This is a genomic window from Micromonospora sp. NPDC049240, from assembly GCF_040647835.1.
GTDB lineage: Bacteria > Actinomycetota > Actinomycetes > Mycobacteriales > Micromonosporaceae > Micromonospora.
In genome coordinates this window covers 284,264-304,697 of the sequence record NZ_JBEZCX010000007.1, presented here as the reverse complement: position 1 = coordinate 304,697, position 20,434 = coordinate 284,264, and the positions used below count along the sequence as shown (strand labels likewise).

Genomic DNA, 20,434 nt, shown 5'->3' with positions numbered 1-20,434 from the left:
GCCGACCAGCATGCGAGACGTCAGCGGGCGGAGTTGATCGGCACGTTCGCGGCGTCCGCGGTGACCACCAGGCCCTCCGGCCTCGGCTCCACCTTGCGGACGTTGAGCTGGAAGGGCAACTCCGGCAGTGGCACGTCGATCGAGATGCTCCGGGCGTAGTTGGCCAGCAGCGTCCGCGCCAGCGCCACGTTCGGCAGGCCGTCGGCGGTGAGGTCGCTGAAGCGCAGCGCCACCTTGCCGTCGGCCACCGTCACGGCGGCGGTGCCGTTGACGGTCAGCTTGACGCCGAGGATGTCCACCGGGGCGGTGACCGCCAGCTTGCCGTCCCGCTCGCCGAGCGTCAGGCCGGGCCGCTTCAGCAGCTTGGCCAGGCTGTCGTAGGTGACGGTGCCCCGCCCGTCGACGCGCTCGGCCACCACGTCGCCCCGGCCGGAGCGGATCGTGTCCAGCGACGCGGTCACGTCGCGGGCGTCCACGTCCAGCCGCGGCACGTCGACCGTGTCGCCCTGCACGCTGCCCTTGACGTCGGTCAACTGGATGGAGATGCGCTCGTACTTTCCGGCGAGCACCTGGTTGAGGAACGGGAAGCCGCCCACCTCGACCTTGGGCGCGGCGGACTGGGCGTCCTGCTTGGCGACCTCCTGCCGCACCTGGTCGGCGATCGCCCGCTCGGCCACCCCGGCGGCCACCCGGTCGGCGACGACCAGCAACCCGGCGAGCACCAACAGCAGCACGAGGAAACCGATCAGCACCTTCCGACCCCGGCGACGGGGCCGGCCCTCCGCCGGGTACGCCTCTGCCACGCCGCCTCCAGTCCTCGCCGCCGTCACCGCGCCTCGCGGCGCAACCGTACTTACCCGGGGCGAGCTTCCCGCAACCGGGCGCTCAGAGGAAGAGCACGCACATGGCGTACGCGGCCGGCGCGGCCAGCGCGAAGCCGCCCAGCGGCCCCTGCATGTGCCGGGCCGCCCACATGGTCGGCGCCTCCCCCGCCATCAGCCGGCCCGCCTCGGCGTACCCGACGGCGAGGTCGGCCAGCACGGCGGTGGCGGCGGTGACCACGCCGACCAGCGCGGCGCTGGTCGGGGTGAAGCCGACCAGGTAACTGCCGAGCACGGCGCTGGTAAGCGTGCCGAGCATGGCGCCCGCCACCACGCCGGCCGCGCCGCGCGGCACCTGGGGGGCGAGCCGGGGCCACGGAGCCACCGCGTCGGTCAGCCGGGCCACCAGCAGGGCCACCCCGGCGGCGGTGAGGCAGACCGTGATCGCCTGGGTGCCCTTGGGGATCCGGCTGAGCACGATGAGCGAGGCGAAGGCGACCACCCCGACCACGATGAGCAGGGTGCCGCCCAGCGAGTCGGTCACCCGGACCCGGTCCACCCGGCGGACGAGCTGGCCCAGCACGCCGAGCACGAGGCCGGCCACCGCGGCGTACCCGAGGGGGGCCAGGCCGGCGACGTCCGCCCGTACGGCGGCGACGTCGGCGATCGCCGCGGTGCCGGCGCTGACCAGCGCGACGACCAGCAGCGCGGGCGGTCGCATGGCCATCGTCCAGGCGAGCACGTAGAGCAGTTGGACGCCGAAGATGATGGCCGCGAACGGCAGCCGATGGCCCGGGCCGGCGGTCTGCGCGCCGAGCACCAGGCCGACGCCGAGCAGCGCGGCGAAGCCGGCCACGGTGAGCGCCAGCGGCCGGCGGAACTCCACCGGCGGCACCTCGTCCTCGGGCGCCTCGTCGGGGGCGTCGTCGGGGCGCCGGCTCGGGCCGCCCTTGCGGAGCCGACGGGGGCCCTTCCGCTCCCGCTGCTCCGCCTCCTCCGCACCCGTCCCGGCGCGCGGGGCGGGCGGGTAGCCACGGGCCGGGCCGGACGGCCCGGAGGACGGGTCGTCGTCGGCCCACGGTTCACGACCGGCGTCGCGCGAGGTGGAGGGAAACACGCCCCGATCGTGCCAGACCCGGGCGGCCCGGCGGAGGTCACGGTTTCGGCAACGTTAAAACCTGCGCCGCGATCGAGGGCAGAAGGGGCAAACGGGAAAAGGCGCGAAGGTGACGGCCGGACCATCGGTTACGCTCAACCCGTTACCCCGCCCGTCAGCGACGCCGGGACCCACGCAAGTTCACAGCGCCGCCCCCACCCGGGCGTGCCGCTGGTCGCGCGGCCGAAGGGCCGCCGGGACGGAGGTGATCGTGGAGCTCCTGCTGCTCGTGACCGCACGGGCCGGCGAGCCGTCGGCGGTGTTGCCGGCACTCGACCTGCTACCGCACTCGGTGCGCACCGCACCCCGTGACGTCCGCACGCTGGTCTCCGGCCCGACGCCGGACGCCGTCCTGGTGGACGCCCGCTCCGAGCTGAGCGAGGCGCGGGCCACCTGTCGCATGCTGCACGCCACCGGGCTCGGGGTGCCGCTTGTCGCGGTGGTCACCGAGGCCGGCCTGATCGCGCTGAACGCCGACTGGGGCGTGGACGACGTGATCCTCGCCGGAGCCGGCCCGGCCGAGGTGGAGGCACGGCTGCGGCTCGCGGTCGGCCGGCTGAACAACGCCGTGGCGGGCGCCGGCGGCTCGATCCGGGCCGGCGAGCTGAACATCGACCCGGACACGTACGCCGCCAAGCTGAAGGGCCGGCCGCTCGACCTGACCTACAAGGAGTTCGAGCTGTTGAAGTTCCTCGCCCAGCACCCGGGGCGGGTGTTCACCCGGGACCAGTTGCTGCGTGAGGTCTGGGGCTACGACTACTTCGGCGGCACCCGCACGGTCGACGTGCACGTCCGGCGACTGCGCGCGAAGCTCGGCTCGGAGTACGAGTCGATGATCGGCACGGTCCGCCAGGTCGGCTACAAGTTCGTCGTGCCGCCGTCGCGCTCGCTGCCGGAGTCGGAGCCCGCCCCGCTGCCGGTCTGACCACCACCCTCCGGGGACATTTTCCTTATATGCCCTATTTGAGCACTGAGCCGCTCATATCCTGACTGCCGGATTGGTCAGGTTGAGGGGGGCCACGGTGCGCGCGGTGACCACGGGGGCGGCGAACGGCCGGTACCACTGATGTCCGGCTCGACGCTCAAAGCGGTGGCGGTGGTGACGGCGGTGCTCATCGGGCTGCTGGCCTCGGCGTACGCGCTGGGCCGCAGCCTGGTGCCGCAGCGGCATCCGACCGCCACCGGCGTGACCACCTCCGCCAACGCCCCGCACTACGCCGACCAGCCGCCGGACACCGGCCGGCCGAGCCCGGACGCCACCGCGAGCGCGCCGGCCGCCACCGGCGACGGCGACGGCCCGTACGGCGCGCACGTCACCACCGGCTCGTCCCGGGTCGCGTTGACCTTCGACGACGGCCCCGACCCCCGGTGGACGCCACAGGTGCTCGCCCTGCTGAGCCAGTACGGCGTCAAGGCCACGTTCTGCGTCGTCGGCGAGAACGCGGAGAGCTACCCCGACCTGGTCCGCTCCATCGCGGCCGAGGGGCACACGCTGTGCAACCACTCCTGGAAGCACGACGTCAACCTGGGCCGGCGCACCCCGGAGACGATCCGGGCGGACCTGACCCGCACCAACGACGCGATCCTGGCCGCCGCGCCGGGCGCCCGGATCGCGTACTACCGCCAGCCGGGCGGCGCCTGGACCGGCCCGGTGGCGTCGACCTGCGCGGAGCTGGGCCTCACGCCGCTGCACTGGAGCGTCGACCCGTCGGACTGGCGGGCGCCGGGAGCGGCGACCGTGGCCGCACGGATCCGCGCGCAGATCGCGCCCGGCGCGATCGTGCTCATGCACGACGCGGGTGGGGACCGCTCCGGCACGGTCGCGGCGTTGCAGCAGCTCCTGCCCGAACTGCTCGCGCGGTACGAGCTGGAACCGCTGCCCACCCGCGTCCCGTGACGAGCGCCACCGCACGCCGTCGCCGCTCACCGGGAACGACCGCCCGCCGGCCGCTACCGTGACGGGGGTGAGCAGCACCGAGCCGACCAGCGGTCCCGTATCCGAGACAGCGACCCCGACCGGCCCTGTCACCTCCACCGACCGGCTGACCTCGGCCGAGGTCGCCGACGTGCTGGCGCTGGCAGGCGCGGCCGGCGACACCGACGGCGCCGATCCGCTCGACGAGCACGTGCTGCTGCGGCTGCGCGACCCGGCGGCGCCGGCCGTGCACCTCACCGCCCGCGCCGCCGACGGCACCCTGACCGGGTACGCGCACCTGGACACCACCGCCCCGGCCGAGGGCGTCGGGGTGGAGCTGGTGGTGCACCCGGCGCACCGGCGGCGGGGCACCGGCCGGGCGCTGGCCCGCGGCGTACTGACCGCCGCCACCGGGCCGCTGCGCGCCTGGGCGCACGGTGACCACCCGTCCGCCGCCGCGCTCGCGGTCGACCTCGGCTTCACCCGGGCCCGGGTGCTCTGGCAGCTCCGCCGCCCGCTGACCGAGGCGGTGCCCACGCCGGCCCTGCCGGAGGGTGTGGAGCTGCGCGCGTTCCGCCCCGGGGAGGACGACGAGAACTGGCTGGCGGTCAACAACGCGGCGTTCGCCCAGCATCCCGAGCAGGGTCGGTGGACGCTCGACGACCTGCGCGTACGCCTCGCCGAACCGTGGTTCGACCCGGCCGGCTTCCTGCTCGCGGTGGACGCCGCCACCGGCCGGCTGCTCGGCTTCCACTGGACCAAGGTGCACGAGCGGCCCGGCTCGGCCCGGATCGGCGAGGTCTACGTGCTCGGCGTCGACCCGTCCGTGCACCGGGGCGGGCTCGGCCGGGCACTCACCGCCGCCGGCCTGGCCCACCTGCGCGAGCAGCGCGGGCTGGACCGGGTGATGCTCTACGTCGACGAGAGCAACACCGGCGCCGTCTCGCTCTACGAGCGGACCGGTTTCGCCCGCTGGTCCGCGCACGTCAACTACCAGCGCGGCTGAGCACCGACAGGGCGCCGAGCGGCGGTCACGGGAGCATCACGCCAGGGGCTCGGCGCGATAACGGCCGCCCGGATAAATCACGCTAAAAGCGATAGCAGGTCGCGAGTTCACGAAATGGACAGGCCCACCTCAGCGGACGGCCATCTCGCTGGCCGGACGTGTTCATCCCGCGTTCACTTCCGACCGGCGAACCGTCCACCTGGTCCTCCTAACTTTCACGTCAAGCCGGTCAGCGCCGGCCCCCGGCAACCCCGGGCGACCTGACCAAAGACGTGAAGGGAAACCCCTCAAGTGAAGCTCCAGCGGCACGGCGCCATCGCCTGTCTCGCTCTTACCGCGGTTCTCGGTCTCAGCGCCTGCGGCTCGGACAACAACGAGCCGGCCGGCGCGTCCGCCTCCGGCTCCGCCGCCGCCGTCGACTGCGGCAAGGGCACGCTGAACGCGCAGGGCTCCTCCGCGCAGAAGAACGCCATGGCCGAGTGGATCAAGGCGTACCAGCAGAAGTGCGCGGGCACCACGATCAACTACGAGCCGAGCGGCTCCGGCGCCGGCATCCAGGCGTTCATCGCCGGCACCGCCGACTTCGCCGGCTCCGACTCCGCGCTCAAGCCGGAGGAGCAGCCGCAGGCCGACGCCAAGTGCGCCGGCGGCCAGGCCCTCAACCTGCCGATGGTGATCGGCCCGGTCGCGGTCGTCTACAACGTCAGCGGCGCGGACAACCTCCAGTTCAGCCCGGCCACCCTGGCCAAGATCTTCGCCGGCAAGGTCACCAAGTGGGACGACCCGGCGATCAAGGCCGACAACCCGGACGCCAAGCTGCCGTCGGCCGCGATCCAGGCGGTGCACCGCTCCGACGAGTCGGGCACCACCGACAACTTCACCAAGTACCTCGCCAAGACCGCCGCGTCCGACTGGACCTTCGAGAACTCGAAGGCGTGGAAGGCCCCGGGCGGCGTCGGCGCGGCCAAGTCCGACGGTGTGGCCAGCAAGGTCAAGAGCACCGACGGCACCATCAGCTACGTCGAGTGGTCGTACGCCGAGAACTCCGGCCTGAAGATGGCCAAGGTCAAGAACGGCGCCGGTGAGTTCACCGAGCTGACCGCCGAGTCGGCCGGCAAGACCATCGCCGGGGCCAAGTTCGAGGGCCAGGGCAACGACCTCAAGATGTCGATCGACTACAACACCAAGGAGGCCGGGGCGTACCCGATCGTCCTGGCGACCTACGAGATCGTCTGCAGCAAGGGCCTCGCCGCCGACAAGCTCCCGCTGGTCAAGGGCCTGCTCGGCCACGCGGCCAGCGCGGAGGGCCAGCAGGAGCTGGTCGAGCTGGGCTACGCCCCGCTCCCCGACGAGGTCCGCACCAAGGTCGAGGCCGCGGTCAAGAGCCTCTCCTGACGCCCTGATCGACACCACCTCAACGCGAAACGAGCGAGCAGATGGGTGACACCCCTCAGCGCTCGGCGCACGCCGGCACCGGCGGGACCCCCGTGGCCACGAGCCACGAGCGGCCCGCCGGTGCCTCGGCGCGTGTGGCCGAGCGCTCCGGCAACCCTGGCCGCCCCGACGGCGGCCTCGGCGGGGGCGGCGGCCTGCCCCGCGCCCGCGCCTTCGGCGCGGAACGGGCGTTCCGTGGCCTGACCCTGGCCGCCGGCAGCACCGTACTGATCGTCATCGCGGCCATCGCGATCTTCCTGATCGCGAAGGCCGTACCGGCGCTGCGGGCCAACACCGAGTCGTTCTGGACCTTCGAGGGCTGGTTCCCGAACGACAACCCGCCGAAGTTCGGCATCGGCGCGCTCGCCTTCGGCACCGTCCTGAGCTCGCTGCTGGCGCTGCTCGTGGCCGTGCCCGTCGCGCTGGGCATCGCCCTCTACCTGTCGCACTACGCCCCGCGCCGGCTCGGCAACAGCCTGGGCTTCCTGATCGACCTGCTGGCCGCCGTGCCGAGCGTGGTGTTCGGCCTCTGGGGCCGGGACTACTTCGCCGGCCCGGTCGCCGACCTCTCCGTCTGGCTGAACAAGTACTTCGGCTGGATCCCGATCTTCGGCGAGGGCCCGTACGGCAGTTCGATCCTGCTCGGCTCCGTGGTGCTGGCGATCATGGTGCTGCCGATCGTCACCTCGCTCTCCCGCGAGGTGTTCCGGCAGACCCCGACCGCCAACGAGGAGGCCGCGCTCGCGCTCGGCGCCACCCGCTGGGAGATGATCCGCACCGCGGTCCTGCCGTACGGCCGGCCGGGTGTCATCGCCGCGGTGATGCTGGGCCTGGGCCGGGCACTCGGCGAGACCATCGCGCTCGCGCTGACGCTCGGCTCGACGTACGCCATCTCGTTCAACATCCTCGAAGCCGGCGGCAACTCGATCGCCGCGAACATCGCCAACCGCTTCGGCGAGGCGAACGACACCGGCCGCGGCGCGCTGATCGCCTCCGGCCTGGTGCTGTTCGCGATCACGCTGATCGTCAACATCACCGCGCGGGCGATCATCTACCGTCGCCGCGAGTTCACGGAGTCGGCTGCCTGATGACCACCACACTCCCCACCCACCGCCCGCGCCCGCCGGCCCAGCCGGCCACGCTGCGGGCGAGGCGGCTTCCCGCGTACGCCGCGCCCGCCATCGCCGTCGCGGCGCTGCTGCTGTCGGCGGGCCTCGTCTACGGCGCCGGCATCGGCGGCCCGGTCCTGGTCGTGGTGGTCGGCGCGCTGCTCTACCTGGCCGGTCTCTTCGTCGCGGCGAACGCGGTGGAGGGCCGCCGGTCGGCCCGCGACCGGACCTGGAGCGCGCTGATCCACTCCGCGTTCGTGCTGGCCGTGCTGCCGCTGGCGTCGGTGGTCTGGACGCTGGTGAGCAAGGGTTCCGAGCGGCTGGACGCGAACTTCTTCGGCACCTCGATGAACAACATCGGGGCGCGGGACGCCAACGGCGGCGCCTACCACGCGATCATCGGCACGCTGGAGCAGGTCGGCATCGCCGCGCTGATCACCGTGCCGCTCGGCGTGCTCTGCGCGATCTACATCGTCGAGTACGGCCGCGGCCGGTTCGCGTTCACCATCCGCTTCTTCGTGGACGTGATGACCGGCATCCCGTCGATCGTCACCGGCCTGTTCGTGCTGGCGTTCTGGGTGCTGATCGTCTCGCCGTGGTTCAACGACGGCCGGCCGGGCTTCTCCGGCTTCGCCGCCGCGCTGGCGTTGAGCGTGCTCATGCTGCCCACCGTGGTCCGCTCCACGGAGGAGATGCTCCGGCTGGTGCCGGCGCCGCTGCGCGAGGGCGCGTACGCGCTCGGCGTGCCGAAGTGGAAGACCATCCTGCGGGTCGTGCTGCCGACCGCGCTGCCCGGCATCGTCACCGGCATCATGCTCGCCATCGCGCGGGCCGCCGGCGAGACCGCGCCGGTGCTGCTCGTCGCCGGCGGCGGCGCGGCGATCAACTTCAACCCGTTCGAGAACAACCAGTCGTCGCTGGCCCTCTTCGTCTACCAGCAGGCCGGCGAGGCGTCGAAGTACTCGCCGGCGCGGGCGTGGACCGCGGCGTTGACCCTGGTCGCGCTGGTGCTCGTCCTGACCGTCGCGGCGAAGCTGCTGGCCCGTCGAAACCGGCTCGGCCGATGAACCCCGGAGGTACCGCCACCATGGCCAAGCGCGTCGAAGCCTCGAACGTCACCGCCTACTACGGCGGGTTCAAGGCGATCGAGAACATCAACCTCACCGTCGAGCCGAAGACCGTGACCGCCCTGATCGGCCCGTCCGGCTGCGGCAAGTCGACGTTCCTGCGGTCGATCAACCGGATGCACGAGGTGCTCCCCGGCGCCCGGGTCGAGGGCAACCTGACCATCGACGGGCAGGACGTCTACGACCGCGACGTGGACGTCACCGCGGTCCGCCGGATGATCGGCATGGTCTTCCAGCGGCCGAACCCGTTCCCCACCATGAGCATCTTCGAGAACGTGGTGGCCGGGCTGAAGCTCAACGGCGTACGCCGCAAGTCGATCCTGGAGGAGGCGGCCGAGAGGGCGCTCCGCTCGGCCAACCTCTGGGACGAGGTGAAGGACCGGTTGGGCAAGCCCGGCGCCGGCCTCTCCGGCGGCCAGCAGCAGCGGCTCTGCATCGCCCGGACCATCGCGGTCGAGCCGCAGGTGGTGCTGATGGACGAGCCGTGCTCGGCGCTGGACCCGATCTCCACGCTGGCCATCGAGGACCTGATGTTCCAGCTCAAGGACAAGTTCACCATCATCATCGTCACGCACAACATGCAGCAGGCCGCGCGGGTGTCGGACCGCACCGCGTTCTTCTCGATCGAGAAGACCGGCGACCCGGGCCGCCTGATCGAGTACGACAACACCCAGAAGATCTTCAGCAACCCCACCCAGAAGAAGACCGAGGACTACATCACCGGCCGCTTCGGCTGAGGTGCAAGGCGGGGCCCCCTGTTAACGCATTGCGCATAGGAAGGGGCCCCGCTCAACAACCACGCTCAGCGCAACACGAAGCGCGGCTCGGCGCCGTCCAGGCCCTCGATGTGCGGCACGATCGGCGTACCCGGGTCGCGTTGCGCCGCGGCGCGCGCCACGCCCGCGAGGTCGCCGGCGGCGGCGATCTCGCCGAGCGTGACCATGGTCGGCGGCAGCATGGTCAGCTCGCCCGCCTCCGCCCGGGCCAGCGCGTCCGCCGGGCGGAGCCACAGCGTGTGGTCGGCCTCGCCGGAGACGTCCCGGGTCCGCTGCCCCTCGGGCAGCAGGGCGACGAAGAAGTACGTGTCGAAGCGGCGCGGCTCGAACTCCGGCGTGATCCACCGGGTCCACGGCAGCAGCAGGTCCGACCGGAGCGTGAGCCCGCGCCCGGCCAGCAGGTCGGCGAAGCCGGTACGCCGACCCACCAGGTCCTGCCGGGCGGCCTCCCAGTCGTCGCCGCTGACGTCACCGACCACGGTCGCCTCATCCGGGCCGGCCAGCAGCACGCCCGCCTCCTCGAAGACCTCGCGGGCGGCGGCGCAGACCACCGCCTGCGCGTCCGCCGGGTCGAGCCGGAACCGCTCACCCCAGGCCGCCGGTGTCGGCCCGGCCCAGCCGAGGTGCGCCTCCGAGTCGGACCGGTCCACCCCGCCACCGGGAAACGCGTACATCCCGCCGAACGTCATCGCCGCCACCCGCCGGATCAGGTAGACCTCGAAGTCGTCGCCGGCCGGGCGCAGCAGCAGCACGGTGGCCGCGACCCGGGGCACCGCGGGCTCGCCACCCTCGGCATGGAACCGGCGGGCGTGCTCCACCAGGGCGGGGGGTGCGGCGAAGCCGTCGATCGTCATGCGCCGAGCCTAGTTCCCGGTCCGGCAGCTCGACCGGGTCGGCTCCCGCCCTCGTCGTCGCGCTAAGTGACGGCTTCTCCCCCGCCCACCACATCGCTCGCCGCCTTTGCTCTGCAGCCAATCGCGCATCAGCGACCGGCAGTGACCGCTGCGTCGACGGCTGCAGAGCAAAGGCGGCGGAGGGGACCACCGACACCGGGGCACAGAGGGAGGGTTATGTCCGGTATGAGTCTTCCATGCACATCGGCCCCACACCACTAGGGTCGACAGCCATCACGCTACGCAACCCTGACGCTCCGTGTTCGACACCGGTGACCGGGGGACCGTGGAGCACGGCCCCCCGCACGCCCGGCAGACGGACCATCAGCCACCCACCCGGACCGGCGTGCGGCGGATCGGGGTCCGACGGCGGCGGATCGGGCATTCGGGAACGGCGGAATGTTTGAGCGCCTGGTGGCGAAGCTCGGTGCGCCTTCGTGGTTCCTGCCCTGGCTCGACGCAGAGCGGAGCGCGCGGCAGCTTCGGCTCTTCGAGCCGCTTCTGATCCCGGGCCTCCTGCAGACCGAGAACTACGCTCACGTGGTGATGCGCCTGAACGACCTCATGTCTGCGGCCGAGGTCGACCAACAGGTGAGCGCCCGCATGAGCCGTCACAAGATCCTGACCGGCGAGACGCCACCTCAGGTGGTGGCCGTCCTCGACGAGACCGCGCTTCGTCGCGGGAGCGAAGAGCACGCCGGCATCATGGCCGAACAGGTCGCCCATCTGATCGCGGTCGCCGAGCTTCCCCACGTTCACGTCCATGTGATCCCGGCGGCGGCGGGCCTCCACATCGGACTCTCGGGGCCGTTCGCCATGGCACGGGTCAGCGACGGGAATTGGGTCGGGCACCTCGAAAACCAGCTAGGCGGGATCGTGGTCGACGGCGAAGATGGGCTAGATACTCTTCACGCGAGGTGGGAGAACGTTCGGAACGAAGCGCTCCCGCGCCGGCCGTCCATCGAACTGATGAAGGAAGTGCACAGCGATCATGGACCTCACTAACGCCACCTGGCGCAAGTCCAGGCGCAGCGGTTCGAGCGGCGGCAACTGTGTCGAGGTCGCCGACAACCTTGCCGGCGTCGTTGGCGTACGCGATTCGAAGGACCCGACCGGGCCTGCGCTGGTCTTTCCCGCGACGTCGTGGCGGGCATTCGTCGCGGAGGTCGCCGGCCGGGCCTGACGTCCCGACGGGTGGATCATGCTGCCGGTGAGCGAGCCGGGCGGGATAGCGTTCCAGGCATGACGCGTTGGGGAATCCTGGCCACCGGACACATCGCCGCCTGCTTCGCCACCGACCTGCGCCTGGTGCCGGACGCCGAACTGGTGGCGGTCGGGTCGCGTACCCGGGAGAGCGCCGAGGCGTTCGCGCGGCGGTTCGACGTGCCGCGGGCGTACGCCTCCTGGGCCGAACTGGCCGCGGACCCGGACCTGGACGCGATCTACGTGGCCACGCCGCACGCCGCGCACCACGAGGCGGCGCTCGCCTGCCTGGCCGGCGGCAAGGCGGTGCTGGTGGAGAAGCCCTGCACGTTGGACCTGCCCACCACCGTCGAGTTGGTGGAGACGGCGCGCGCCCGCGGGCTCTTCTTCATGGAGGCCATGTGGATGCGGACGAACCCGCTGATCCTGCGCGTGCTGGAGCTGATCTCCGACGGCGCGATCGGCGAGGTCACCCACGTCCGGGCCGACTTCGGGGTGGCCGGGCCGTTCCCGCCGGAGCACCGGATGCGGGCCCGTACGCTCGGCGGCGGCGCGCTGCTGGACCTCGGCGTCTACCCGCTGAGCCTGGCCCATCTGGTGCTCGGTGTGCCACAGCACGTGCAGGCGTGGGCCCGGCTGAGCCCGGAGGCGGTGGACGAGAACACCGGCATGGTCCTGGGCTGGGACTCCGGCGCGGTGGCGACGCTGAGCTGCGGCATGGTCGGCGCCACCGCGATCACCGCGTCGATCACCGGCACCACCGGCCGGATCGATCTGCCGGAGCCGTTCTTCCGGCCCGGGTCGGCGGTGCTGCACCGGCTCGGCGCCGAGCCGGAGACGATCCCGGCGGACCTGACCGGTGGCGGCTACCAGTACGAGGCGATCGAGGTGGGACGCTGCCTGGCGGCCGGGCTGACCGAGAGCCCGCTGGTGCCGCACACCACCACGCTGGAGATCATGACTCTGCTCGACGACATCAAGGCCCGGATCGGCGTCTCCTACGCGTAAGGAGGGGCCCCTTCTCTACCGGAGGCGTTAAGAAGGGGCCCCTCCTTCGCGCTAGAACAGCGGGCGGACCAGCAGGTACGCGAGGCAGGCGATGGCCGCCGCCGCCGGGAACGTGATGATCCACGCGATCACGATGTTGCCGGCCACGTTCCAGCGGACCGCGGAGAGCCGCTTGGTCGCGCCGACCCCCATGATCGCCGAGGTGATCGTGTGGGTGGTGGAGATCGGGGCCTTGAGCACCAGCGCGTTGAAGTAGAGCACCGCGCTGGCCACGGTCTCGGCCGCGAAGCCCTCCGCCGGGCCCAGGTCGATGATCTTCCGGCCCAGCGTCCGGATGATCCGCCAGCCGCCCGCGTACGTGCCGAGCGCCAGCATCGTCGCGGAGGTCCAGAACACCCAGCCCGGGATGTGCGTCTTGCTCTCCTGGAAGCCGCCGGTGTAGAGCGCCAGCACGATGATGCCCATGGTCTTGGCGGCGTCCTGCATGCCGTGGCCGACCGACATGGCGGCGGCGGACGCGGTCTGCGCCCAGCGGAAGCCGCGGTTGAGCTTGCCCGGCTGCCCCTTCCGGAACAGCCACATGATCGCCAGCATCACCAGGAAGCCGAGGACCAGGCCGACCACCGGGGAGAGCACCATCGGGAGGAGCACCTTCTCCACGATGTTGCCCCACTGGACGATGCCGTCGGCGGCGAACAGGGTCGCGCCGACCAGGCCGCCGAAGAGCGCGTGCGACGAGGAGGAGGGCAGGCCGAAGTACCAGGTGATCAGGTTCCAGGCGATCGCGCCGAGCACGCCGGCGAAGACCACGCCGAGGCTCTCCACCCCGGTCGGGAGCGTGACCAGGCCGTCGCCGACCGTCTTGGCGACCCCGGCGCCGAAGTGCGCGCCGACGAAGTTGCCGACGGCGGCCAGGCCGAGGGCGATCCGGGGTGTCAACGCCCGGGTCGAGATGCTGGTGGCGATCGCGTTGGCCGCGTCATGGAAGCCGTTCGTGTAGTCGAACGCCATGGCGACCGCGATCACCGCCAGTACGGCGATGAGTTCGGGGCTCACAGGATCAGGACTCCTTGACCGCGATGGTCTCGACGGTGTTGGCGACGTGCTCGAAGGCGTCGCAGGCGGCCTCCAGCTCGTCGGCGACCTCCTTCATCTTCAGCACCGTGAGCGCGTCGTACTCGCCGGAGAAGAGCCGGACCAGCAGCATCCGGTACGCCTGGTCGCCGTCGTTCTCCAGCCGGTTGCACTCGATCCAGTAGTCCTCGAGGTCCTTCATCGACTTCAGCCGGGGCATCGCCTCGGCGGTGAGCTTGGCCTGCTGGTCGAGCACGTTGACCAGTTCGTGCAGCTCGCGCGGGAGCGACGGGAGCTTGGTCAGGCCGTACAGGTAGAGCAGGTTGCCGACCGCCTCCAGGTGGTCCATCACGTCGTCGAGCAGCGAGCCCAGCCGGTAGATGTCCTCCCGGTCGAACGGCGTGATGAAGGTGGAGTTGATCTTCTTGTAGAGGTCGTGCGTGATCTGGTCGCTGTCGTGCTCGACCTCGGTCAGCCGCTCGCTGATCGACTGCACGTCGGCGCCGGGCAGGCCCAGCTCGTTGAGCAGGTCGGTCCCCTTCACCAGGTTCTGCGCGGCCCTGGTGAAGAGCTCGTAGAAGGCGCCCTCGGTGGGACGGAAGGAAAACTTCACAGCACGGACCTCGTCGTGTCGGTGGAAGGGTGGCCGTCGCCTGGCAAGGCGCCTGCTCTGGGCATGCTAGGGACCCGGTGGAACCGGGCATCGACCGGCCCACCCCTGGTCAGACCCGATTCACCGCTCGTTCACCTACTGTTCACCTGAGCGCTCGAAGCCCTGGTCACGCAACCGGTCACGCTCCCGTTCCACGTCGAAATCGGCAGCCGGATACCCGAGATCCAAGCCGTCGAACGTCTCGCGCAGCAGGTGGGCCAGCGCCCAGTCGCGGTACCACTTGCGGTCCGCCGGCACCACGAACCAGGGCGCGGCGTCCGTGCCGCAGCGCTCCAGCGCCTCGGCGTACGCGGCCTGGTACTCGTCCCACCGGGCCCGGGTGTCCAGATCGCTCGGGTTGTACTTCCAGTGCTTCGTCGGGTCGGTCAGCCGCTCCATCAGCCGCTCACCCTGCTCGGCGTAGGAGATGTGCAGCATGACCTTGACCACGGTGACCGCCTGCTCGGTCAGCTCCCGCTCGAAGTCGTTGATGATCTCGTAGCGGGACCGCCAGGTGGCCTCGTCGACCAGCCCCTCCACCCGGGCGATCAGCACGTCCTCGTAGTGCGAGCGGTTGAACACGCCCACGTAGCCCGGGGGTGGCAGCGCCCGCCGGATCCGCCACAGGAAGTCGTGCCGCAGCTCCTCCTCGGTGGGCGGGCCGAACGAGCGGATGTGCAGCCCGAGCGGGTTCATCGCGCCGGCCACCCGCTTCACCGCGCCGTCCTTGCCGCCGCAGTCCATGGCCTGGAGCACCAGCAGCACCCGGCGCGGCCGACCGTCGCCCAGGTGCGTCCCGGCCTGCGCGGGGGCGCTGGTGGCGCCGCCCGGGCCGGCGGTGACCTGGGCGGCGGCGTACAGCATCTCCTGCTGCCGGGCCAGCTCCGCACCGACCAGTTCGACCTGGCCACGGGCCCATTCCTTGCGCGCCGAACCGCGACCGGCCGCCTTCGGCAGCCCCGGCGTCGAGCGGGGGTCCACGGCCGTCAGGTCCACCGACCCCGGCCCCACCCGCAGCAGTTCCCGCATCGACCCGTCCTCGGGCCTCACCACCCCAGTCATCCCCCGATCCTCACCCTTACGGCCCGATCATGGGCACGACGCGTCCGGTACGCCCGCTTTGCGGTTCCACCCCGGCCGCGCTCGCCCGCCGCCGGGCGGCGCGGAGCGAGATCTTGGTACGAAATGGCCCTCATGGGGGCCGATTTCTTCCAAGATCCACTACGAATCCTGCTATTCGGAAGATTGATCTCGTATTGCAGGAAGTGGGCAGGGGCGAGGGCGGCGAATGGAGTTGTGGGCGATCTCGCGGGGGAGTCCGGGTGGAACGCGGGCACCCGCTGGGGCCGGACGCCGGCCGGCCGCCGCGCTGGTGAGCGCGGCTCAGACCACCAGGGCCAACCACTTCCGGTACGAGGTGGCGAACGGCTCGGTGCCGTCGCCGAGCGCGCCGAGCAGCCAGCGGGACGCCGCCTCCGCCTCGGCGACCAGGTCGTCCGGGTAGTTCCACCGGGCCCGGTGCTCGGCGAACTCGTCCTCGTCGCGCAGCTCGACCAGGCCCGTCTCGCGGCGGCGCACCACGTCCAGGTCGAGGTCGACCAGGTGGACCGTCTCGTCGCCCTCCCACCGGGCCGGGGTGGCGATGTCGCAGTAGACCTCGCTGGTGCGCGGCGGCGGGTTGAACATGCCCGTCCACCAGGCGTTGCGGGGCACCAGCAGGACGAACGGAATCTGCTCGACCGACGGCCGGCCGTGGTAGACCGACTCGGTGCCGACCGGCACGCCGAGCCAGATGCCGAGGTCGTCCTCGGCGAGCCGACGGGCCGGGTAGTCGCGGTGGGCGCTGCCGTCGTACTTGCGGTAGATCACGCGGACCACGTCGCTCGGCATGCCTGGCACCCTAACCGATTCCGGCCACGCCACGCGATCGGCAGGTAACCGGACGCGACCCGGCACCGCGCCACGCCGCCGGAGCGGCCGGACCGGCGTCGGTGCCGGCGGGTACGGTCGCACGGTGAGCCCGTCCCGCACCGCCACCCCCGTCCCGAAGAAGCGCCGGAGTGGCCGCGCGAGCGGCACGGAGCTGCTGGCCGCCGCGGTCGGCGCGGTCCCGGGCGGCGCGACCCGGCCCGGCCAGCAGCTCATGGCCGAGGCGATCGAGCGCAGCATCGCCTCCGGCGAGCACCTGCTGGTGCAGGCCGGCACCGGCACCGGCAAGTCCCTGGCCTACCTGGCGCCGGCGCTGACCGTGGACGGCCCGGTGGTGGTCTCCACCGCCACGCTGGCGTTGCAGTCCCAGCTCGTCGACCACGACCTGCCCCGGTTGGCCGACGCGGTCGAGCCGGTGCTCGGCCGTCGACCCACGTTCGCCGTGCTGAAGGGCCGGCACCACTATCTCTGCCTGGCCCGGTTGGACAGCTCCGTCGAGGACGAGCCGGAGGACGCGCTGTTCGACGCGCCCCGGCCCGGCGGGACGAAGTGGCTCGGCGAGGCGGGCCGGCTGGGCAAGCAGGTGCAGCGGCTGCGCGACTGGGCGGAGGAGACCGCCACCGGCGACCGCGACGAGCTGGATCCGGGCGTCGACGACCAGGTCTGGCGCAGCGTCTCGATGCCGGCCCGGGAGTGTGTCGGCGCGAGCCGCTGCCCGTTCGGGCAGGAGTGCTTCGCGGAGGCGTCTCGGGCCCGCGCCCGGGAGGCCGACCTGGTGGTGACCAACCACAGCCTGCTCGCCGTGGACATGCTCGCCGGACGGCACATCGTGCCCCCACACCGGCTGCTCGTGGTGGACGAGGCGCACGAGCTGGCCGACCGGGTCTCCTCGGCGGCCCAGGCCGAGCTGGTGCCGGAGCTGATCGACAGGTCCACCCGCCGCGCCCGGCCGCTGCTGCGCCCCGACCACGCCGACCGGCTCACCGAGGCCGGCGACGCGCTGGCCGTGGGGCTGGCCGAGGCGCCCGCCGGTCGGCTCACCGCCGGCCTGCCGCCCGCGCTGCGCGAAGCGTGCACGCTGCTCGACTCGGCGACCCGGGCCGCGCTGGAGGCGATCGGCGACGTGAAGGCCGACGACCCCGACCCGGTCCGCAAACAGCAGGCCAAGGCGGTGCTGGACGAGCTGTCCGCCACCGCCCAGCGGTTGCTGGAGGAGGGCGACCACGACGTGGCCTGGGTGGAGAAGCCGGAGAACGGCAGCCGCCGGGCACTTGTGGTGGCGCCGTTGTCGGTGGCCGGCACGCTCGCCACCCACCTCTACGACGAACGCACCGTGGTCGCCACCTCGGCCACGCTGGCGCTGGGCGGGCGCTTCGACACGGTGGCCCGGGCGCTCGGGCTGGACGCGCCGCCACCGGCCCCGCCGTCGCCGGCCGCCGCCGCGGCGGCCACCGCTGCCGCCGCCGGCCGCGGCACCGACCCGGCGCCGGTGGCGAGCACCGAGGGCAGCCGGGCGGCGATCGGCACCGTACCGGCCACCGAGGGCCCGGGCTGGCGGTCGCTCGACGTCGGCTCGCCGTTCGACTACGCCCGGCAGGGCATCCTCTACGTGGCCGCGCACCTGCCCCGCCCCAGCGTCTCCGGGCTGCCCACGGCGGCCGGCGAGGAGTTGCTGGCGCTGGTCGGCGCGCTCGGTGGGCGTACCCTCGGGCTCTTCTCCTCCCGGCGGGCCGCGCAGCAGGCGGCGGAGCTGCTCCGCGCGCGGACCGACCTGCCCCTGCTGCTCCAGGGCGAGGAGGCGTTGCCGCTGCTGGTCCGCCGCTTCCGGCACGAGCGGGAGAGCTGCCTGTTCGGGGTGATGTCGCTCTGGCAGGGGGTGGACGTGCCGGGCGACGCCTGCCAGCTCGTGGTGATCGACCGGCTGCCGTTCCCCCGGCCCGACGAGCCGCTCGCCGCGGCCCGGGCGGCGGCGGTGGACGCCGGCGGCGGCTCCGGGTTCGCGGCGGTCAGCGTGCCGATCGCGGCGGTCCGGCTGGCGCAGGGCGTGGGTCGGCTGATCCGGGCCACCGGCGACCGGGGTGTGGTGGCGGTCCTCGACTCGCGGCTGGAGACGGCACGCGGCTACGGCCCGTTCCTGCGCCGGTCGCTGCCCCCGTTCTGGTACACGACCCGCCCCGAGGTGGCCCGGGGCGCGCTGGAACGGCTGGCCAAGAGCTGACGCCCGCGCCTCCCCGGGCGGGGTGACGCGGGCGTCGTCGGATCGGGCCGGGTCAGGGCGCCTGGGAGGCGACCACCACGGCGTCCGGCGGGGTGTCCGGCACGGTACGCGCGGCGAGCCGGCGGACCGCGGTGTTGAGCACGGCGATCAGCGGCACCGAGACCAGCGCGCCGGCGATGCCGGCCAGCACGACCCCGGCGGCGATGCCGATGATCACGGCGAGCGGGTGGATGGCCACCGCGCGGCCCATGATCAGCGGCTGGAGCACGTGGCCCTCGATCTGCTGCACGCCGACCACCACGCCCAGGATGATCAGGGCGGTCACCGGGCCGCTGTCGACCAGCGCGACCAGCACGGCCACCACGCCGGACAGGAACGCGCCGACGATCGGGATGAACGCGCCCAGGAAGACCAGCGCGGCCAGCGGGAACGCGAACGGGATGTCGAAGATGACCAGGAAGATGCCGATGCCCACGGCGTCGATGAACGCGACAAGCACGGTGGCCCGCACGTACGCGCCCAGCGTCGCCCAGGACGCGCGCCCGGCGTCGTCGACCTTCCAGCGCGCGGCCACCGGCAGCAGCCGGACCAGGAACCGCCAGATGTTGTTGCCGTCGCGGAGGAAGAAGAACGTCGCGAAGAGCACCAGGACGGTGCCGGTGAGCACCTCGGCGAGCGTCGCGGCGGTGCTGAGCGCGCCGCTGGTGAACCGCTCGGTGTTGCCGTTGATCCAGGCCTGCGCCTCGTTGATGTAGCGGTCGAGCTGGCTGTCGGACAGGTGCAGCGGCCCGGTCTTGAGCCAGTCCTGGATCTGCCGGACGCCCTGCGAGGACTTCTCGCTCAGCTCCGGCACGCCCTGGATGAACTCGTTGACCACCAGGGTGAGCGTGCCGATCACCGCGGCCAGGCCGCCGACCAGCACCACGCCGGTCGCCAGCGAGCGGGGGAACCGCGCCTTCAGCAGCCAGCCGACCGCCGGGGCGAGCAGCGCCGACAGCAACAGCGCGACGGTCAACGGGATGATCACGATGCTGATCGTGCCGACGATCTTCAGCAGGGCCCAGGTGACGATGCCGATCACGATCAGCCGCCAGCACCAGGCGGCGGCGATGCGCAGTGCGTGCGGCACCTCGGTGTCGTCCCGGCTGACCGTCGAGGAGTGCATCGCGGCCGGCGGCGGGGCACCCACCACGGTCGCCGACGGCGACGCCACCGGACCCGGCGAGGCCGGCGACGCCACGCCCGCGTCTGCCGGCGTCGGGTCGTCCTCGTACCGGCGGGACCGGGCCGACTCACGGCCTGTCTCGTACGCGCGGCGGAGCCGTCCGCGCATCCGCTCGAAGCGGCTCAAGCGCACCTCCCGCACAGTTGACCCACCCACGTCACAGGGGGGACAGGATACGTCCGACCGCCCCACCCTAGGGCGGTCCCGCCACACATTGCCCCGCCGCCGCTCCCGGCAACCACGACGGAAGCGGTCGATCGGCACGCGGTAGCGTCTGGCGTGTGACCGCCGACCAGAGTCTCGACGCCGGGCTGCCCATCCGCCTGCTGCACGATCGCGTGCTGGTGCGTACCGAGGGTGGTGAGGGGGAACGCCGCTCCACCGCCGGCATCGTGATCCCGGCGACCGCGGCGGTCGGCAAGCGGCTCGCCTGGGCCACGGCGGTAGGCGTGGGGCCACACGTGCGCTCGATCGTGTCCGGGGACCGGGTGCTCTTCGACCCGGACGACCGCTCCGAGGTCGAGCTGCACGGCCGGGCGTACGTGCTGCTGCGCGAGCGCGACGTGCACGCGGTGGCGGCGGAACGGGTGGAGGAGAGCGCGACCGGCTCCACCGGGCTCTACCTCTAGTTCCAGCCCTCCCCCGGCGCCGTTTGCGGCGCTGCCCGGCGGGAAGCCCAGGCACCTCAGTGCGCCCTGGGGAGGGACCATGCCGATCGTGATCAAGAGGATTCTCGCCTGGGGGTTCCTCGCGTTCCTGATCTACTTCATGGCGTTCCGGCCGGACGGCGCGGCGCAGCTGTTCCGGGGGATCGGGGCCGCGCTGATGGCCATCGCCCAGGGGCTCGGCGACTTCCTCACCGGCCTGATGGCCTGACCCCGCCCGGGC

Annotated in this window: 20 protein-coding genes and 1 pseudogene; 13 read left to right on the top strand and 8 right to left on the bottom strand. The window is 72.5% G+C overall.

All coding sequences use genetic code 11. The features are described 5' to 3' along the window. Positions 1 to 20: 20 nt before the first annotated feature. Positions 21 to 803 (bottom strand): DUF2993 domain-containing protein, encoded by a 783-nt coding sequence (locus AB0B02_RS13295; protein WP_357300087.1) that lies wholly within the window; start codon positions 801 to 803, stop codon positions 21 to 23. Between the two features lie 82 nt (positions 804 to 885). After that, entirely contained in the window at positions 886 to 1,938 is a 1,053-nt protein-coding gene (locus AB0B02_RS13290) for a hypothetical protein (RefSeq protein WP_357300084.1), read from the bottom strand. Between the two features lie 244 nt (positions 1,939 to 2,182). On the opposite strand from AB0B02_RS13290, the gene AB0B02_RS13285 reads away from it, so the two are divergent. The 7 genes from AB0B02_RS13285 (at position 2,183) to pstB (ending at position 9,305) form a co-directional block, all read left to right on the top strand. Then, positions 2,183 to 2,902 carry a response regulator transcription factor gene (locus AB0B02_RS13285; RefSeq protein WP_199199901.1) on the top strand — a complete coding sequence of 240 codons (720 nt, stop codon included), beginning with the start codon at positions 2,183 to 2,185 and terminating at the stop codon, positions 2,900 to 2,902. Between the two features lie 141 nt (positions 2,903 to 3,043). Next, on the top strand, positions 3,044 to 3,874 hold the full coding sequence (locus AB0B02_RS13280; protein WP_281938407.1) for a polysaccharide deacetylase family protein: 831 nt from the start codon (positions 3,044 to 3,046) through the stop codon (positions 3,872 to 3,874). A 145-nt stretch (positions 3,875 to 4,019) separates the two neighbouring features. Beyond that, a complete protein-coding gene (mshD, locus tag AB0B02_RS13275) occupies positions 4,020 to 4,898 on the top strand; it encodes a mycothiol synthase (RefSeq protein WP_281938622.1) in 879 nt (292 codons plus the stop codon). Between the two features lie 291 nt (positions 4,899 to 5,189). Next, entirely contained in the window at positions 5,190 to 6,293 is a 1,104-nt protein-coding gene (pstS, locus tag AB0B02_RS13270; protein ID WP_281938408.1) for a phosphate ABC transporter substrate-binding protein PstS, read from the top strand. Between the two features lie 41 nt (positions 6,294 to 6,334). After that, entirely contained in the window at positions 6,335 to 7,420 is a 1,086-nt protein-coding gene (gene pstC / locus AB0B02_RS13265) for a phosphate ABC transporter permease subunit PstC (RefSeq protein ID WP_281938409.1), read from the top strand. After that, entirely contained in the window at positions 7,420 to 8,508 is a 1,089-nt protein-coding gene (gene pstA, locus AB0B02_RS13260) for a phosphate ABC transporter permease PstA (protein WP_281938410.1), read from the top strand. Before pstC ends, pstA begins: the two co-directional genes overlap by 1 nt. A gap of 20 nt (positions 8,509 to 8,528) precedes the next feature. Continuing rightward, positions 8,529 to 9,305 (top strand): phosphate ABC transporter ATP-binding protein PstB, encoded by a 777-nt coding sequence (gene pstB, locus AB0B02_RS13255; protein WP_281938412.1) that lies wholly within the window; start codon positions 8,529 to 8,531, stop codon positions 9,303 to 9,305. A 65-nt stretch (positions 9,306 to 9,370) separates the two neighbouring features. Here pstB and AB0B02_RS13250 read toward each other — a convergent pair whose 3' ends face one another. Continuing rightward, complete coding sequence (locus AB0B02_RS13250) at positions 9,371 to 10,198, bottom strand: NUDIX hydrolase (protein WP_357300078.1); 828 nt, start codon at positions 10,196 to 10,198, stop codon at positions 9,371 to 9,373. A 414-nt stretch (positions 10,199 to 10,612) separates the two neighbouring features. Between AB0B02_RS13250 and AB0B02_RS13245 the strand changes: the two are divergent. From AB0B02_RS13245 to AB0B02_RS13235, 3 genes and pseudogenes are all read left to right on the top strand, one after another. Next, positions 10,613 to 11,242 (top strand): annotated as a pseudogene (locus AB0B02_RS13245) (DUF5753 domain-containing protein); the annotation flags it as partial. Next, on the top strand, positions 11,229 to 11,420 hold the full coding sequence (locus tag AB0B02_RS13240; RefSeq protein ID WP_357300074.1) for a DUF397 domain-containing protein: 192 nt from the start codon (positions 11,229 to 11,231) through the stop codon (positions 11,418 to 11,420). The pseudogene AB0B02_RS13245 and the gene AB0B02_RS13240, both read left to right, overlap by 14 nt. Before the next feature lie 59 nt (positions 11,421 to 11,479). Next, positions 11,480 to 12,448: a Gfo/Idh/MocA family oxidoreductase gene (locus AB0B02_RS13235; protein WP_357300072.1), complete on the top strand. Its 969-nt coding sequence runs from the start codon at positions 11,480 to 11,482 to the stop codon at positions 12,446 to 12,448. Positions 12,449 to 12,499: 51 nt separating this feature from the next. Here the strand turns inward: AB0B02_RS13235 and AB0B02_RS13230 are convergent, their stop codons facing one another. From AB0B02_RS13230 to AB0B02_RS13215, 4 genes are all read right to left on the bottom strand, one after another. Further along, entirely contained in the window at positions 12,500 to 13,504 is a 1,005-nt protein-coding gene (locus tag AB0B02_RS13230) for an inorganic phosphate transporter (protein ID WP_281938419.1), read from the bottom strand. A 4-nt stretch (positions 13,505 to 13,508) separates the two neighbouring features. After that, positions 13,509 to 14,135, bottom strand: coding sequence for a DUF47 family protein (locus AB0B02_RS13225; RefSeq protein WP_089157475.1), 627 nt, complete (start codon positions 14,133 to 14,135; stop codon positions 13,509 to 13,511). A gap of 135 nt (positions 14,136 to 14,270) precedes the next feature. Continuing rightward, entirely contained in the window at positions 14,271 to 15,236 is a 966-nt protein-coding gene (locus AB0B02_RS13220) for a PPK2 family polyphosphate kinase (protein WP_281938422.1), read from the bottom strand. 321 nt (positions 15,237 to 15,557) lie between these two features. Continuing rightward, complete coding sequence (locus AB0B02_RS13215; RefSeq protein WP_281938423.1) at positions 15,558 to 16,064, bottom strand: DUF402 domain-containing protein; 507 nt, start codon at positions 16,062 to 16,064, stop codon at positions 15,558 to 15,560. A 124-nt stretch (positions 16,065 to 16,188) separates the two neighbouring features. Here AB0B02_RS13215 and AB0B02_RS13210 point away from each other — a divergent pair, with 124 nt between their 5' ends. Continuing rightward, a complete protein-coding gene (locus AB0B02_RS13210; protein ID WP_357300066.1) occupies positions 16,189 to 18,321 on the top strand; it encodes an ATP-dependent DNA helicase in 2,133 nt (710 codons plus the stop codon). A gap of 52 nt (positions 18,322 to 18,373) precedes the next feature. Here the strand turns inward: AB0B02_RS13210 and AB0B02_RS13205 are convergent, their stop codons facing one another. After that, on the bottom strand, positions 18,374 to 19,654 hold the full coding sequence (locus AB0B02_RS13205; protein WP_281938623.1) for an AI-2E family transporter: 1,281 nt from the start codon (positions 19,652 to 19,654) through the stop codon (positions 18,374 to 18,376). Between the two features lie 173 nt (positions 19,655 to 19,827). Here AB0B02_RS13205 and AB0B02_RS13200 point away from each other — a divergent pair, with 173 nt between their 5' ends. Next, on the top strand, positions 19,828 to 20,175 hold the full coding sequence (locus tag AB0B02_RS13200) for a co-chaperone GroES (RefSeq protein WP_281938426.1): 348 nt from the start codon (positions 19,828 to 19,830) through the stop codon (positions 20,173 to 20,175). A 79-nt stretch (positions 20,176 to 20,254) separates the two neighbouring features. Beyond that, positions 20,255 to 20,422 (top strand): hypothetical protein, encoded by a 168-nt coding sequence (locus AB0B02_RS13195; protein ID WP_199199902.1) that lies wholly within the window; start codon positions 20,255 to 20,257, stop codon positions 20,420 to 20,422. Positions 20,423 to 20,434: the final 12 nt, after the last annotated feature.